At 42.3% G+C, this 15,637-nt stretch carries 14 protein-coding genes; 5 read left to right on the forward strand and 9 right to left on the reverse strand.

Going from position 1 to position 15,637, the window contains the following annotated elements; all coding sequences use genetic code 11:
* Positions 1 to 225: 225 nt before the first annotated feature.
* Positions 226 to 1,968 (reverse strand): putative bifunctional diguanylate cyclase/phosphodiesterase, encoded by a 1,743-nt coding sequence (locus PSE7429_RS11100; protein WP_040688290.1) that lies wholly within the window; start codon positions 1,966 to 1,968, stop codon positions 226 to 228.
* A gap of 239 nt (positions 1,969 to 2,207) precedes the next feature.
* Positions 2,208 to 4,805: a response regulator gene (locus PSE7429_RS23560; protein ID WP_009627273.1), complete on the reverse strand. Its 2,598-nt coding sequence runs from the start codon at positions 4,803 to 4,805 to the stop codon at positions 2,208 to 2,210.
* A gap of 456 nt (positions 4,806 to 5,261) precedes the next feature.
* Between PSE7429_RS23560 and crtR the strand changes: the two genes are divergently transcribed.
* Positions 5,262 to 6,143 carry a beta-carotene hydroxylase gene (gene crtR, locus PSE7429_RS11110; protein WP_009627274.1) on the forward strand — a complete coding sequence of 294 codons (882 nt, stop codon included), beginning with the start codon at positions 5,262 to 5,264 and terminating at the stop codon, positions 6,141 to 6,143.
* Between the two features lie 250 nt (positions 6,144 to 6,393).
* On the opposite strand, the gene PSE7429_RS11115 is transcribed toward crtR, so the two are convergent.
* The 5 genes from PSE7429_RS11115 to PSE7429_RS11135 form a co-directional block, all read right to left on the reverse strand.
* Complete coding sequence (locus tag PSE7429_RS11115) at positions 6,394 to 6,702, reverse strand: DUF760 domain-containing protein (RefSeq protein WP_009627275.1); 309 nt, start codon at positions 6,700 to 6,702, stop codon at positions 6,394 to 6,396.
* A gap of 267 nt (positions 6,703 to 6,969) precedes the next feature.
* Positions 6,970 to 7,899: an alpha/beta hydrolase gene (locus PSE7429_RS11120; protein ID WP_009627276.1), complete on the reverse strand. Its 930-nt coding sequence runs from the start codon at positions 7,897 to 7,899 to the stop codon at positions 6,970 to 6,972.
* Between the two features lie 68 nt (positions 7,900 to 7,967).
* A complete protein-coding gene (locus tag PSE7429_RS11125; RefSeq protein WP_009627277.1) occupies positions 7,968 to 8,933 on the reverse strand; it encodes an acetyl-CoA carboxylase carboxyltransferase subunit alpha in 966 nt (321 codons plus the stop codon).
* A gap of 538 nt (positions 8,934 to 9,471) precedes the next feature.
* Positions 9,472 to 9,969, reverse strand: coding sequence for a type II toxin-antitoxin system YhaV family toxin (locus PSE7429_RS11130; protein ID WP_009627279.1), 498 nt, complete (start codon positions 9,967 to 9,969; stop codon positions 9,472 to 9,474).
* A gap of 2 nt (positions 9,970 to 9,971) precedes the next feature.
* Complete coding sequence (locus PSE7429_RS11135) at positions 9,972 to 10,304, reverse strand: type II toxin-antitoxin system PrlF family antitoxin (protein ID WP_009627280.1); 333 nt, start codon at positions 10,302 to 10,304, stop codon at positions 9,972 to 9,974.
* A 122-nt stretch (positions 10,305 to 10,426) separates the two neighbouring features.
* Between PSE7429_RS11135 and crtH the strand changes: the two genes are divergently transcribed.
* The 4 genes from crtH (at position 10,427) to PSE7429_RS11155 (ending at position 13,275) form a co-directional block, all read left to right on the forward strand.
* Entirely contained in the window at positions 10,427 to 11,941 is a 1,515-nt protein-coding gene (gene crtH / locus PSE7429_RS11140) for a carotenoid isomerase (protein ID WP_009627281.1), read from the forward strand.
* Positions 11,942 to 11,992: 51 nt separating this feature from the next.
* Positions 11,993 to 12,241, forward strand: a complete 249-nt coding sequence (locus PSE7429_RS11145; RefSeq protein WP_009627282.1) for a DUF4160 domain-containing protein — start codon at positions 11,993 to 11,995, stop codon at positions 12,239 to 12,241.
* A gap of 14 nt (positions 12,242 to 12,255) precedes the next feature.
* Positions 12,256 to 12,543: a DUF2442 domain-containing protein gene (locus PSE7429_RS11150; protein WP_009627283.1), complete on the forward strand. Its 288-nt coding sequence runs from the start codon at positions 12,256 to 12,258 to the stop codon at positions 12,541 to 12,543.
* Between the two features lie 300 nt (positions 12,544 to 12,843).
* Positions 12,844 to 13,275 (forward strand): acyl carrier protein, encoded by a 432-nt coding sequence (locus tag PSE7429_RS11155; RefSeq protein WP_009627284.1) that lies wholly within the window; start codon positions 12,844 to 12,846, stop codon positions 13,273 to 13,275.
* On the opposite strand, the gene PSE7429_RS11160 is transcribed toward PSE7429_RS11155, so the two are convergent.
* Complete coding sequence (locus PSE7429_RS11160; protein WP_083888398.1) at positions 13,216 to 14,820, reverse strand: IS1634 family transposase; 1,605 nt, start codon at positions 14,818 to 14,820, stop codon at positions 13,216 to 13,218. The two genes, PSE7429_RS11155 and PSE7429_RS11160, sit on opposite strands and share 60 nt — an antisense overlap.
* Before the next feature lie 45 nt (positions 14,821 to 14,865).
* Complete coding sequence (locus tag PSE7429_RS11165; RefSeq protein ID WP_009627286.1) at positions 14,866 to 15,441, reverse strand: TMEM175 family protein; 576 nt, start codon at positions 15,439 to 15,441, stop codon at positions 14,866 to 14,868.
* Positions 15,442 to 15,637: the final 196 nt, after the last annotated feature.

A 15,637-nucleotide genomic window follows, 5' to 3' on the forward strand; every position in this document is an offset into this window, starting at 1 on the left:
GTCGGTACATGAAATTTTATTTGTGCAAGGGTTTTACTTGCTTTTCCTGCTTTTCTTGCATTTTATCAGTTTTCGATCTCCTTGGAAACCATTGCTTGTATGCTTTTCTTGCTTTTTCAGTAAGCCCTAAGTAGCTGGGCATAATTAAAATCCAGATTAAAGACTGTGGTGCACGCGCAGCGTGCGCCACAGTCTTATTCCTAGTTGCTTAACACAATTGTCTGACTAATAATCAATAGATTGCGCCGCAATTAGTTCCGTCGCCGCATTTGCAGACATCGGACGGGAAAAGATAAATCCCTGTCCGTAGTCACAGTCAAGAGAAGATAAAATCTCAATATGTAATTCCGTTTCTAACCCTTCAGCTATCACCTTTAAGCCCAAACGCTTAGCTAAACCAATAATCGTGGCAGTAATTTCTAGATTAGTTTGATTCGTTTCAATATTCTGAATAAAAGATCGATCAATTTTTAAGGCGGTTAAAGGTAATGATTGCAGATAGGATAGTGAGGAGTAACCCGTGCCAAAGTCATCAATCGATAACCCAATCTTCCGTTCGCGTAAATTTCGGAGAATATCGATCGCATCTCGGATATTTTCCATTAAAACTGTTTCGGTAATTTCTAAAACTAAATTCTCTCCACTCAAGCCCGCGTCCATCAGATTTTTATCAATATTTTGCAGTAATGTGGGGCTCACTAACTGTAATCCCGAAAGATTAACACTTATATAATCAGGGCAGATATCCGCAAATTCTTTTTGCCATCGCCCCATCTGCTGACAAGCCTCAAGTAATACCCAATTACCAAGTAAGACAATCAGTCCCGTCTCTTCAGCTAGAGGAATGAATTTTAAGGGAGATATCCACCCTTGGGTTGGATGCTGCCATCTCACTAAAGCTTCAAAGCCCACAATCTTGACTGAATTTAGGGCAAAAATAGGTTGGTAATGGACTTGCAATTGCTCGGATTTAATCGCTTCTTGCAAGTTCACTTCTAGATTTAGTCGCTGTATAGCTGTCTGCTGCATACTTGGATGAAAAAAGACTGTTCTTGTCCCAGAGCCATATCGAGCATAATTATTAGCTGTATCTGCAGCTTGGAGCAGATCTTCAGCCTTCTCATAGACAATATCGCTTAAGGCAACGCCTATATGGATTAGTGAGGATATGCTAATCTCCTCTAGTTCAATGGGATATTCAAACAATTGATGGAGTTCTTTGATATATACTTCTACAACTTCTAGACTTTCTAGGGGTTGGAAAAAAATAGCAAATTCGTTATTTTCTAGGCGAGCTAATATTTTTGAGGGAGCCTTCCATTGTTCTAAGCGACGAGCAACTTCAACTAATAAGCGATCGCTCACAGCGTGACCAAATCCAGATTTAATAATTGCATATCGCTCAATATCAATTACCAACAGGGCAAAGTCTTTTTGATGAGATTTTTGAAAGTCGATGCCGAGGGCAACCTGTTTGATCAGCCCGTTACGGTTGGGAATTCCCGTTAATTGATCGTAAAAGCTTAAATTATGCAACCGCTCCTGCGCTTCTTGCAGATTTTGTTGTTGCTGCTGCAAATGATGAACGAAGGTCAGCGTTTTATTAATGGTTACCTCCATATCTTCAAAATTAATGGGCTTTGTCAAAAAATCAAAAGCACCAAGATTCATCGCTGTCCGAATATTTTTCATGTCCCCATAGGCGGAAACCACTACAGCTTTGAGAGGGCGATCGATCTCGGCTAGCTTAGAAAGTAGAGTCAACCCATCCATTTCTGGCATTCTGATATCTGTTAGAACCATATCAATTGCGCTGCTTTGCAATATCTGAAGTGCTTCTACCCCATTTTGAGCAAATTGAAAATTAAGTTCACCCGCTTGGATTCTTTTTCTAAAACGCTGCTGCATGAGACGTTGGATTTCCACCTCATCATCAACCACAAGAACCAAATTTAATTTATTTTTCATGGCTCGATTAATATTAGTTTCGACAGCCCCCATCAACTATAGCGGTTTTCACCTTAGCACAGGCTGATATAAAAATTAAAGCCAATCCCATTAGCTCTTATTTTGCTATGACCAAGCTTCCGTAGTACTTTAATCTGAAATAAAAGTTAAAATCCTGTTGGAAACATTAATTTAAGAAGATTTCTAGCAAATTTTAGCTTGTGGTCTTTGGGAATTTGCTGGATATTTTAGTTGATCAATTATTGAGGTAAGGTGATCGTAACCTCAGTAAATTCACCTAAATTACTAACGATATCTAAGGAGCCTTGATGTTGCTTAACTATAATGTCATGGGTAAGAGAAAGCCCTAGTCCTGTCCCTGCTCCAGGGGGTTTAGTTGTGAAAAAAGGATCGAGGACTTTAGATAGGATTTCTGGTGCGATACCATATCCATTGTCATGTATGCGAATTTCTACGCGATCGCTAACCATTCTTGTCGAAACTGTGAGGGTCGGTTTATATTCTGAGTCAATCCGCAAATTATTTCTAGTTAATTCCAAAAGTTTTAAACGAATTGCATCACAGGCATTATCAACTAAATTAATGAAAGCTCGGATGAGATTGGTAGGAATTACCTCCACAATATCGACATCGGGACTGTAGTTAGTATTAAGAGTTACTAAAAAGTCATCATCGCTGGTAAATTTACTATGAAATGACAAATTGATGGCTTCCTTAAGTAATTCATTGATTTGGGTGAATTGGGTACAGTGATTGTCAATATCGGTGCGAGCATGTTGCATCATACTGGTAATGATCTCGGCTGCGCGTTGGCTATGACGACAGATGGTGCTGGCGTTTTCCTGCAAATCATCAATCAAAGCTTTTATAACCTGAGATGTAGGGTCATCAGATTGCATCGTCGGTTGCAGCGCGTCGAGAAGATCTTGCGCTAGTTCGATAGAACCTTCAGCGTAATTTTTGACAAAATTGAGAGGGTTGCGTAATTCATGGGCAACGCCAGCCGTAAGCGTACCAAGGGAAGCTAGTTTTTCTTGAGCGATGATCCGCTCTTGGGCTGATTTTAGGGCGACAGTTCTCTCCTCTACACGATTTTCTAAGGTTTGTGAATATTCTGCCAATCGTTGGTTCGCCTGTTCCAATTCACTATTTACCTGCGATAGATTTTGTAAAAGTTTTTCTCTTTCGAGATCTGATTGCTTACGATCGGTGATATCCATCGCGACTCCAATGATCCGAAAACCTTCGCCGTCTTCGGTCTCAACGACTTTCCCACTTACCGCAATCCAGCGAATTTCCCTATTAAGATAATTGATGCGATATTCGATTTTGTATGGAGAATGGGTGGTAAAGCTATGGTGCAGGGCTTTAAATACCCGCTCTTGATCCTCAATATAAACTAACTTCAGAAAAGATTCCCGATCGCCAGAAAATTGACCAGGAGCAAAGCCAAAGATTTCTTCTGTGCGCTCAGACCAGTAACCCTTGTCCAAGTTTGATTCCCAAGTTCCCATTTCCGCCGCTTCTAGGGCAACTTGCAACCTTAAACTCTCAGATTTCAGTTTTTGTTCTACGATTTTGCGATCGCTAATATCTCTCACCATCAGTAAAACATATTCCTGACTAATAGGTGTAATCCGCACTTCTTCATAATATTGGCGACCATTCTTGATAAATTGTTGCTCGTAGACCTGTAACCTATTGGTAGCGATCGCCTTTTCAATGGCATTTAGCTTGTTTTGTTGCAGTTCAAGGGGTAAGTCCTGATAAAGAGGGTGATCGGTGGGTTCCACATCTAACTGACCAGCAGAGAACATCGGCATATAGGTGCCATCGCGCCTTACCCGCAGCAATAGATCGGGGATAGCGGAAATCAAGGCGCGATTATGTTCCTCACTGGCTTGGAGTTTTTCTGTCCGCTGCTTTACTTTTGTTTCTAAGGATTGGTTGAGTTCCTGTAGAGCGATTTCGGTACAGACGCGATCGGTAATAATTTCCCCAAATATAATAATTCCGCCAATGGAGTCAGTTTCATCGTACCAAGGACGAACTTCCCAGCGTAGCCATTCTTGAGTTCCATCGGGGCGAACATAAAGATCCTTTTCATTCCTCGTCACAATTCCCTCTAGCCCCGCTTGATACGCATCTCGCCAATGCGGAGAGATGTTTGGAAAAACATCATAGTGAGAGCAGCTAATCGGCAAAGATTCCAATTGATAATCGCTTAACCATCGCTTACTAGCGACTAAATAGCGCATCTGTCGATCTAACATCGCAACGCCTACTGGCGTATGTTCTACAAAAAAAAGTAGTTGTTGTTCGTTACGGCGTAGTTGCTGCGTGCGCCTTTGGACTTTTTGTTCTAAAGTGTAAGAATATTCAGCAAGTTGTTGGTTTGCCTTTTCCAGCTCGATCGTGCGTTGGTATACTTGCTGCCCTAAGTTTTTTGTTAAGCGCCGTAGTTGTAAATGATTTTTGATGCGCGCCAATACCTCAGCTTCCTGAAAAGGTTTCGTAATATAGTCTACAGCTCCTAATTCGAGCCCTCTTGTCTTGCTTTCCGTATCGGATAGCCCCGTCATAAAAATTATGGGGATTTCCTTGCAACTTTCCATGGATTTCAATTTCTGGCAAGTTTCAAATCCATCCATTGTTGGCATTTCTACATCTAGCAAGATCAGATCGGGAGATTGTCTTTGCAGCAGTTTAAACATGCGTTCGGCACTAAGAGCGATCGCGACTTCAAATTTGGCATTAATCAGGGCATCAGAAATAACTTCTAAATTAACGGGCGTATCATCAACAATCAGAATTAATTCGGGATTAGAGGCGTACATAGATCCAAGGTTGAGGCGATCAGTAAATATATTCTAGGCAATTGTTAAGAAATATGTTTTTTCGCTATTCTCAAGACCGCCAAATCCACCAACCTTATTTCTGAGTAAAATTTCTGAGTAAAATTTCTGAGTAAACCAAGCTTCTCCCCTTCCGTCAGAAAGTCAGAAAAATAGATATTACAAAATTAACCATTGGTGGCGATCGCTAAAGTCGCTCAGCACCAATTATTCACGGGGATTAGGAGAAAGCATCAAAAAATTTGTTATTGCCTCAAAATCAAAGTTGCAATCTCGCTCTATTATCGGTAGCATAGAGGATAATAAAAAATGTAATAAAACGCAACAATCAAAAATATTTGATTCATGTAACTTGTAAGCCAATAGCTCTCAGTTCATGGCGCACAGCCGCTTGTTGAAAATAGTTAAAGATAGGAAATTTGAGAAAGGAGTGACACAATGCAGCAGCAGGGCAGAGCCCTAACTGTTCCAATCGGTCTGATGGGCGCAGCACAGGGATTTAATCCAACAATACTACTGCTACTAGGTTCAATTGTTTTAGCAACTGCATCAACGACAGGGTATTGGGTATGGGGCTGGGCACACTGGCTAGTATTTCTTTGTAATTTTTCGGCGCTCTATGTATTGGGAACCGTCATCCACGATGCCTGTCATAATGTCGCTCACCCCAATCGTATTGTGAATGCGGCGATCGGACATATTGCTGCTATCTTACAAGGATTTGTATTTCCCGTATTTACTCGCGTCCATATGCAGCACCATGCCCATGTAAATGATGAAGAGGATGATCCAGATCACTTTGTTTCTACGGGTGGACCATTGTGGTTGATTGCCGCGCGATTTTTCTATCATGAAGTTTTCTTTTTCCAGCGTCGTCTGTGGCGTAATTACGAATTGTTGGAATGGGCGATCAGCAGATCGATCGTGGTAGCGACGATTTTTGTCGGCTATCACTATGGATTTCTGGGCTACATGATGAACTTCTGGTTTGTTCCAGCGGCCGTGATGGGACTTTTGCTCGGCTTGTTTTTTGATTACCTTCCCCATCGTCCTTTTGTAGAGCGATCGCGTTGGAAAAATGCTCGCGTTTATCCCAGTAAGTTTCTCAATATCTTACTTTTAGGTCAGAATTACCATTTAGTTCACCATTTATGGCCAAATGTACCTTGGTACTATTATGAGAGTGCCTACTATCAAATGAAGCCATTGCTCGATGCTAATGGCTCACCACAGACCCTAGGGATTTTCAAGATGCCCGATCTAGCTGGCTTTTTGTACGATGTGTTCTTGGGTATTCGTTTTCACTCGAAGCATAAGTAACGTGAGTTCTGGATAATTTGAAATGAGCCTTGAGAAAGGGTTTGCGTAGCAAACCCTTTCTCAAAGCCCAAAAGTAAAAGCCTTGCTATGCAAGGCTTTTACTTTTGGGCTTTGAAAATTTGCCAGCTTAACCCGAACTGACGTTATATCAATTTACGAAAATGTGACAACATTTTCGTGAATTGAAAACTAAACTTAGTAAGGGTTTTTAAATTAAGAAATGGCTACGCCATTTCTTAATTTGGTATTTTTATTCAGGACTCGACACAGAGGATAGGGAATGATCTAACTGCATTCTGGTCTCCATTTGACGAATAAAATAGCCTGTCATCATCGCTGAGCCAATCAGTCCTGCTAAGTTTTCACGGTCAGTGGTGATACTGACATTGAAATGAGGTGGGGGCAATATACCTAGCAAATTTTGAATGTTTTGATTGATAATCTGCTGCGCTTCTGGTGTTACTGACTGAGCGACAGTGGCTAATGTCTCGGGTGATTGTTTCTTGAGGTAATCAAGTAAAAGATTGTTACTGGAGTTAAGTTCGCCAAGGTTAAACATAATCAATGCCTTTGAGCATATCGGTAAAAAGATCTAAATATATTTTTACCGATATCCCCAAAGGCTTTTGATGCGGAAAACCGTATTTAACCGAACTTCTAATACCAATTATCGATCAAACGAACTACAAGAAGATTTTTGAAAGCTTTGCTTCGCAAAGCTTTCAAAAATCTTCTTGGTTTGGGTTTGAGCGCAAAGCACTGTAAATTGAAAGCCCTTACTAGGTTTAGTTTTTAATTCACGAAAGTGTGACAACACTTTTGTGAATTAGTATAACAATGCACGATCAAAAAAATGGATGACTCGTTGGCGATATTCACTCGGATACTTGGCAAGCCCTTCCCCATGTCCAACATCAGGAAGTTCCCATACATCCACATCTTTTGGGTTACGAGCGACAGCAGCAAACCACTTCACTTGGCGTAGTTCACGCCCATGTCCTGTTTGTCCAGTAGCAATCAGCAAGAGCGGAATGGCAGGACGGTGCGCGAGGGAATCGACCACAGACATAGGGAGGGGAATATGTAATGTTCGCTCTAAAAAACGATCCACAAACCAGTTATCAAGCCAATCGATCGCGCTACGCGGCCAATCCGTCACAGCTACTGGTGGAAAGAGATCGCCCACGGTGGCGGGAGTTGCCCCATCAGCAACGACCCCATGAATCGCAGGATACTGGGTCGCAGCCCGCAACGCAATTTGGGCACCCATCGAAAACCCGAATACTCCGATACGCTGCGGATCAACATCAGGCTGGTGTTGGAGATAGTTCAGCATGGGTGCAATATCTGTGACATCCAGCCAGCCCCAAGATCGTTGTGAACCGCTACTTGCACCATGGGCTCGTCGATCGCAAATTAAGACTCCGTAACCCTGTTGCGTCAACATGGCGATGTGAGGCAGCATCGCCGTGCGATTGCCCCCTTCACCATGCATTAGGATGACAGCCGCACGATTATGCGATGGCAGATACCAGCAGGTGAGCGACAGGCGATCTGTGGTAGTTAGTTGGACATCACGCACAGGCAAGTGTGGATCCGCTGGGTGTTGGCAGCAGGTAGGTTCGGAGAGTGGCGACAGGATGGAGGAAAGGCGTGTCACAGCGTGGAGCGCAATTCCGACAATACTGATGAGCAGGAGGATGCCAATTCCACTGGCAATCCATTGCCACCGAAAGCGAAAAGAAGCGTGCGCCATTTTAAGTCAAGTGCGATCGCCTCAATTATATACCTACTAATATATACCTATTAAATTTATGAACCCCACTACGACTCTAGAAATACGCCCATCTTGCGGAATTTTTGATAGCGTAGCTCTCGCAACTCCTCGACTGGCAACTTACTTAAGCGATCAAGATTTTCCACAAGTGCCGCCTTCAGATTTTCCGCAGACTTCAGAGGCGATCGATGCGCCCCACCTAAAGGTTCGCTGATCACATAGTCAACGATCCCCAAGCGCAATAGATCGGGGGCGGTAATTTTTAAAGCTTCGGCTGCCTTACCCGCCTTTGCCGAATCGCGCCAAAGGATCGCCGCACAAGCCTCAGGTGTCGCAACCGTATAGACGGAATTCTCAAACATCATAATGTGATCGCCAATGCCGATCCCCAAGGCTCCACCCGAGCCGCCTTCTCCAATTACCGTGCAAATAATTGGTACGTTTAGCCCAAACATCTGGCGTAAATTTGCAGCGATCGCTTCACCTTGTCCCTGCTCCTCCGCCGAAACCCCAGGGTATGCTCCAGGAGTATCGATCAGGGTGATAATCGGCAAGTTAAACCGATGGGCATGATCCATCAGACGTGCCGCCTTACGGTAGCCTCCAGGGGATGCCATCCCAAAATTGCGGGTCATGTTGTCTTTGGTATCGCGCCCCTTTTGATGCCCCAAAATTACCACTGGGCGATCGCTAATGCGGGCTAGTCCACCAACTAAGGCAGGATCGTCATTACCTCGGCGATCGCCATGCAACTCCATCCACTCATCGGTAATAGCTTGCACATAGTCAAGGGTGCTAGGACGACGGGGATGCCTCGCGATCTGCATCCGTTGCATTGCGCCTAAGCCTGAAAATATTTCACGTCGCAAAAGCTCCGCACGTTGCTCTAAAAGGCTAATCTGCTCGACCATATCGACATCGTTTTCATTCGCGAGCTCGCGGATTTGGGCGATACGGTTTTCTAGTTCAACGATGGGCTTTTCAAAGTCAAGCAGGATTTGGCGATCGGCCATGATGCAATTTTTGTATGTTAGATACCATTTCTCAGATTAGCAGACAAAGGGTATAGTTATCGCAACCATCAAATGGCATCACAATCCTGAAAAATATAAGTTTGTGCTAATATGTTGATAGGAATGTTTAAGAACCAAACTTTTTGCTTCTAAGTTTCCAAAAGCCTCTCTGAGGGGAAGTACTTCGTGACGCAAGCTCATAGTAAAAATCCTATACCTACACCGATTATTGATTATCTCAAGCTTAAATCGATACAAAAAGCGAAAAGCCTACAGTCACATAATAGTCAAGGAGGAAAAGTCTATGAAAAACCTAATAAGTAAAGGTAATCTCTTTTCAATAAAGCAAGTTGTACAAAAATACATAATGCCAATAAAAGAGATAGTACACAAGCAGATAACGCCATTAGCTTTTTACTTAATTGTCTGCGTCACTAGTCCTTATCCAATCTTAAAACTGAATATTTTATAAGTGCTTTGTTAGTTGTTTCAGCAAATCGTTTCAAGTTTATTGTGACAACTCTACAATTTTTGGATATCAATTGATTTCTCTATCTAACCTTTCTAGACGATGAGTTGCATCTTTTGATTCTTTGAGTAGATCATTCCAATCATCTGGAGGATGTCCACTTTCGAGCATCTTCTTGAAAACTCGATATGCATCTGTATTACTTTCATAGGCTCGCTTAGAGCCCTCATCATTTACCCAAGCGAAAACAATAATTTTGCTGTCAAGGTGATATCGAAAAAATAGTCGGTACTGCTGAAAAAACTTAGCTCTAAACCAATGCTTATACTCATTGCCAAGGGTTGTACCTTGGCGATATTCGTTGCGAGTGGGGTCTTGAGGAATTACCTCAAATGCTAATTTGGCGATCGCGGCTAGGCGCTTTGCGGCATTTTTCTGCTTGTAATCATTGGGATACTTCTGGCGTAATTCTTCGACTTGTTTTAGAAGTTCTTCAAACTGATTCAAAAATAGAGGATGAGCAAATATGTTCCATCCATTGATGACTAGCGGTTGATGGGTAGACAAATTTATTCATCCTCATCCGATAGCGGTATATCTAGATTAAGATCAATGTCAGCGACCAGCGACTGAACATGATTTACCAAATCAGAATTTAAAGCTTGTAAGTGCTGAGGATTTTTCTCAATATCATGAGCTAGAAAATCCAGAAATTGCCCAATGATGGGATCGTTCTCGGTTTGGTCAGCACGCGAAATCACGACTCGACCATCTGGCTCAATGGTATAGAAAATTTTATCGCGTTTATTTAAGCCCAGAGCTTTACGGATCGGATCAGGAATTGTGGTCTGATAGCGATCGGTAAGCGTAGATTCTGAACATGGAGCTAGTATTACAGTCATAGCAATTTTTGACGGTTAATGCTGTACCAAAAGTAATGCATTTGCATTGTCTTGTCAATGAAATGCCCATTTGAAGTGCAAAGCAATATATAGTTGAAGATAGGTTTTGACTAAGAAATGTAATGGCGCAAACACTCGATGCGGATGTAATTGTAATTGGCTCAGGGATTGGCGGTTTAGTCACCGCAACGCAATTGGCGGCGAAGGGGGCAAGCGTAATTGTCCTTGAAAGCTATTTGATTGCGGGGGGTAGTGGTGGCTACTTTGAGCGCAATGGCTACCGCTTTGATGTGGGCGCATCGATGATTTTTGGCTTTGGCGATCGCGGTACGACAAATCTCCTCACCCGTGCGTTGGCGGCGGTGAATATGAAGATGGAGACGATTCCCGACCCTGTGCAGATCCATTACCATTTGCCGAATAATCTGGAAATCGAAGTGCATCGAGATTATGAAAAATTTCTACAAGAATTAGGCGATCGCTTTCCCCATGAGCGTGAGGGGATTCGTAAGTTCTACGATGAATGTTGGAAGATTTTTAATTGCTTAAATGCGATCGAGTTGCTTTCTCTAGAAGAATGGCGCTACTTGATGCGCGTATTTTTCCAGAATCCCCTTGCTTGTCTGGGTTTAGCTGCTTATCTGCCCCAAAACGCAGGAGATATCGCTAAAAGATATATACGCGATCCTGAGTTGTTGCAATTCATTGATATGGAATGCTATTGCTGGTCAGTGGTTCCCGCCGATCGCACACCAGCGATTAATGCAGGGATGGTGTTTAGCGATCGCCATTATGGCGGTATTAACTATCCCGTCGGTGGCGTGGGCAAGATTGCCGAAAAACTGGCTGAAGGTTTAGACAAAGCAGGAGGAGAAATTCGCTATGGGGCAAGAGTTACCCAGATCATTCCCAAAGCAAAGTCTGGTAAAAGTGCGATCGGGGTCAAACTGGCGAATGGGGAAGTTCTCTATGCTAAAAAAGTAGTTTCCAATGCCACACGTTGGGATACTTTTGGAAACTTACTCAAGGATGAGCCTTTACCCAATGGCGAAAAGGGATGGCAATCGCGTTATCAAAAATCCCCTAGTTTCCTGAGTTTACATCTCGGTGTCGAGGCTGCCGCAATTCCCGATGATGCTGCCTGTCACCATATTTTGCTCGAAGATTGGAACGATATGCAGAATGAACAAGGCACAATTTTTGTATCGATTCCGACGCTACTCGATCGCTCCCTTGCACCTGAAGGCTATCATATTGTGCATACTTTCACGCCTAGCTGGATGAGCGAATGGGAAGATTTATCTGCTTCAGAATATGAAGCGAAGAAAAATGAAGCGGCGAGAAAATTATGCGATCGCCTCTTAGCAGTTTTCCCTAAACTAGAAGATTGCCTCGACTATCAAGAAGTGGGTACACCCCGCAGTCATCGTCGCTTCCTCGGTCGTGCAGATGGAACCTATGGACCAATTCCTACGGGTAAGCCTCTAGGGCTTTTGGGAATGCCTTTTAATCGGACTTCGATTCCCGATTTATATTGTGTCGGTGATAGTACTTTCCCTGGACAAGGTTTAAATGCTGTGGCATTTTCGGGCTTTGCCTGTGGGCATTTGGTTGCATCATCATTAGGGCTTGTATAGGTTAAGCAAAAATTAATTCAGCTAGAATATAAGAAGAGTTGAGGAGTCTGTATGCCAGAAGTAACAAGGTTTTACGGGATAACTATCAAGGTCTTTTTTGGAGATCATCCACCACCACATTTTCATGCAATTTATGGCGAGTTCAACGCTTTGATTAGTATCGAATCTCTGGAAATCATTGAAGGAGATTTACCAAGTCGGGCGGAAAAGTTAGTAATAGAATGGGCTAAGCTGTATCAAAATGAACTGCTAAATATGTGGAATACCCAAGATTTTTGTAAGCTACCACCTTTAAAGTAACTAAGACGCTTTCTATGAAACCACCTAAAATTGTTTCTGCTCAAGCCATTGACGATCACACTTTATTGATTGAGTTTAGCCAAAATGAATTTAAGAAGTATGATATCTCTCATTTATTAGGTAAAGAAATGTTTGCTCCATTACGAAATCCTAGCTTTTTCAAAAACTTTAAGATTGAGTCTGGTGGTTATGGTTTGGTTTGGAATGAAGATATTGATATTAGCGAATATGAACTTTGGAAGAATGGAGTGAGCCTTAAAGATGGCGAAAGTCAGCAACCTTTAGCTATGACAATATTTTAAAGCGATCGCAATACCGCAAACCTTTAGTAGATAGATAATTGAGGTGATCGCCTAGAACTCATAACTCACAATAATAGCGATCGCCTTTAGAAGATCGATTGTTGATACGATCGCCTAAAAATCACGACTCACATTACTAGCGATCGCCTTTAGAAGATCGATTGTTGATGCGATCGCGTTTGACTTAGAGTAGGTTCTGCGGTAGCTTATCTTCGTAAAGTTTGAGTCTGTAATTGTTTTGCAACACTAAGTTAGGAATCACTTAAATTAATCCTTAAGAATGAAAAACGAAGTTTTCTAATGGGACTTATTATTTCAATCCCCGCTTTAATCTTTGGCTGTTCGATTGTATTTATCCTTGGTTGGAAAATGGACCGAGAACAACCTTTCTTGACTGATGCTGATGCTATCGAGAGGTGGGCTTGCCAGAACTTTTCTGAGCCTTTTATACCTATAGCTGTAACTTCAATCTCGATACTCATTTCTCAAATTGGCATCCCTATATATGAATTAAGTCCTGATATCAAGTTTTCTGATATCAATGTGTACGATCATTTCGATGCTGGGCTTTATGTGTCTGCTCTTGAAGTCGAGTTTGATCTAATAATTTCGGATAAGGATGCAGAGAAAATTAAAACCCATATTCCGCTCGTAATGGAAGTGGAAAAACAATTAGGAAAGAGGCTCAGGGAGGAGATAGTAGCGTTGGCAGGCAGAAGAAAAGAATTTTAAAATATGAAGGCGAAGAGTAGACAAATTAACAACTTGAGAGAGTCCCTGAAAAGAAACTAAATGAACCGCCATAAAACATTGAAAAATCCAACGCAAAGTTGGAGAATTAGTGGGTTTACCCAATTGATTAGGAATAGTATCTTGAGCGATAGCTAAGGCAAGTCTGAGTTGACGTTGGGCTAAATTATAAACGAGCAAGCAAAGCACCATAATCATGCCCAAAGCCTCAATGCGTTTAGCAGACTTGAGAAAAACACTGGAAGTAAAAAACAAAGGATCTTTGAGGAAACGAAAACCACGCTCAGTAGCCTGCTGAGCCTTGTATTCCCGTAAAGCATCATCAGCTGTGAATTGTAAGGGTTCGAGAATATTCGTGGCTAAAATAAACCTGCCACAGCGCTGTCGCTGAGCCAAGATTTCTGAATCTATAGGAATTACCGTCGCGGTAATCCGATAACTAATACTGGTAGGTATAGCATCAGGTTGTGGCTTACCCCGTTTGGCATAATGGGGTTTTTCTACTGTCTGAATATGGTCGAGTTGGTGCCATTTCATCTGGGTTGATAATTTTTCAGCAGCAGCGATCGCGTCAGCAGCACAGGCAAAATCCTGTCTCGCCAAAACCTGTAACTCTTGATGACAGTTTTGCTGAATTTGCTCAAGCTTTTTGTCTAATTTTTTGATGTCTGACTTACGTCTTGCTTGACTGTCAACTAATATCCATCGTTGCCTTACCCCACCATACTCACTCACAGATTCGGCTGTACTATATCCCTTAAATTTACTTTCTTGGAGGTTAGTTGTGCTTGACACCATTTCACTGGCGGCTTTGATGCTTAATGGTACTCTGGTTAGCCATTTTAGCCCTGTCATTGCTACCAGATTTTCTTCACTGTATAGCGCTGCATCGCCTACGCATATTCCCTCAAATGTCCACTGTTCCTTGAATTCTTGTAATAATCCTGCAAATCTTGCTTTATCGGCTTGATTCCCACTTACCACTTCCATCATCACGGGGATGTCTCCATCTCCTACACAGATCAGGTTCATCATAAATTGCTTCAGGTCGGGTCGATGGTCCCGGGAATATCCATGGGTGATTTCGATACTCCCTTCTTCCTCTCTGCCATATTCCCCATCTACATGAAATGAGGTGGAGTCTATATGTCCTGTTTCTACCTTGATTTCATATTTTGCTACTGCTTTCAGGCTGATTCCTAAAAATGTCTCACTTAGTCCTGCTTCATGTAAATCATCTAGTACTTGTCCGATGCGGTCATCGTTGATTTGCTCGGCTGTTATTCCTTCCCCCAATAAGTGCTCGGTTGCTTTTCCTTCAAAGAATTTGCCAAACATATACAGGGGTGCTGATACAAATCCTAAGCCATTCAGTAGCATCGCTTTGACGATTATCCCTGCGCTTACTTTTTCTCTTGAGCTTCTCCCGATTATCATGTTTATTTCTTTCTCGATTCCCATCTCATCAATGATTCCTGCCACGATCCCTAGATGATCTAGGTTCGATACTTTTATCTCTGTATTAATACCTACCTCCTTTTTTTGCTTTTTGGTAATTATTTTACCCTTCCATTACGAGCGGAATGTGGGTTCAATACGGCGATCGGGAATTAACCACATAATTGCTACGGCAACATATAACATTAGAGAGAGCCATGGGTTTAGGAAAGAAAGCAGAATTGCTAGGGCATAAATCACTACTGAGATTTTACCTTTGAAATCTTTGCCAAGGGCGATCGCCAATGTCGAATCTTGCCCATGATGAGAGATCAATAGACGGCTCAGAATGTAATAAGCGATCGCTGACATCATCAGTACCAGACCATAGAGTGCAACTGGTACAGCAGAGAACAAGTTCTCGCCCGACCATGCTGTTACAAAGGGGATCAGCGATAGCCAAAATAGCAAATGCATATTTGCCCATAAAACTCCACCATTAACCTGTCTCACGGCTTGTAACATATGGTGGTGATTATTCCAATAGATTCCCAAGTAGATAAAACTAAGTACATAACTCAGAAATATGGGAATTAAGGGGCGTAATGCTTCTAAGGTTGATTCATGGGGAACTTTTAACTCTAACACCATGATCGTGATCAGAATGGCGATAACGCCATCGCTAAAAGCCTCTAATCTGCCTTTGGTCATTGTAATAGATTACTCCTTGCGGTCTTAGTTCAAAACTAAGTTAGGTTCTAATTATGCCCAGCTACTTAGATGTTTCATCATAAACTGAGCAATTATGCATTTACAGTTCTTTGCGCTCAAACCCAAACCAAGGAAATTTTTGAAAGCGTTGAAAAGCAACGCTTTCAAGAGTTTCCTTGGTCACTTGACTTAGGAT

Source organism: Pseudanabaena biceps PCC 7429 (genome assembly GCF_000332215.1).
Lineage (GTDB): Bacteria > Cyanobacteriota > Cyanobacteriia > Pseudanabaenales > Pseudanabaenaceae > Pseudanabaena > Pseudanabaena biceps.

Bases quoted from the DNA above. Each gene is read 5' to 3' on its own strand.
- PSE7429_RS11165 (WP_009627286.1), bottom strand. From the start codon at position 15,441: ATGACCAAAGGCAGATTAGAGGCTTTTAGCGATGGCGTTATCGCCATT.
- PSE7429_RS11125 (WP_009627277.1), bottom strand. From the start codon at position 8,933: ATGGCCGATCGCCAAATCCTGCTTGACTTTGAAAAGCCCATCGTTGAA.
- PSE7429_RS23560 (WP_009627273.1), bottom strand. From the start codon at position 4,805: ATGTACGCCTCTAATCCCGAATTAATTCTGATTGTTGATGATACGCCC.
- crtH (WP_009627281.1), top strand. From the start codon at position 10,427: ATGGCGCAAACACTCGATGCGGATGTAATTGTAATTGGCTCAGGGATT.
- PSE7429_RS11100 (WP_040688290.1), bottom strand. From the start codon at position 1,968: ATGAAAAATAAATTAAATTTGGTTCTTGTGGTTGATGATGAGGTGGAA.
- crtR (WP_009627274.1), top strand. From the start codon at position 5,262: ATGCAGCAGCAGGGCAGAGCCCTAACTGTTCCAATCGGTCTGATGGGC.
- PSE7429_RS11145 (WP_009627282.1), top strand. From the start codon at position 11,993: ATGCCAGAAGTAACAAGGTTTTACGGGATAACTATCAAGGTCTTTTTT.
- PSE7429_RS11120 (WP_009627276.1), bottom strand. From the start codon at position 7,899: ATGGCGCACGCTTCTTTTCGCTTTCGGTGGCAATGGATTGCCAGTGGA.
- PSE7429_RS11155 (WP_009627284.1), top strand. From the start codon at position 12,844: ATGGGACTTATTATTTCAATCCCCGCTTTAATCTTTGGCTGTTCGATT.
- PSE7429_RS11150 (WP_009627283.1), top strand. From the start codon at position 12,256: ATGAAACCACCTAAAATTGTTTCTGCTCAAGCCATTGACGATCACACT.
- PSE7429_RS11135 (WP_009627280.1), bottom strand. From the start codon at position 10,304: ATGACTGTAATACTAGCTCCATGTTCAGAATCTACGCTTACCGATCGC.
- PSE7429_RS11115 (WP_009627275.1), bottom strand. From the start codon at position 6,702: ATGTTTAACCTTGGCGAACTTAACTCCAGTAACAATCTTTTACTTGAT.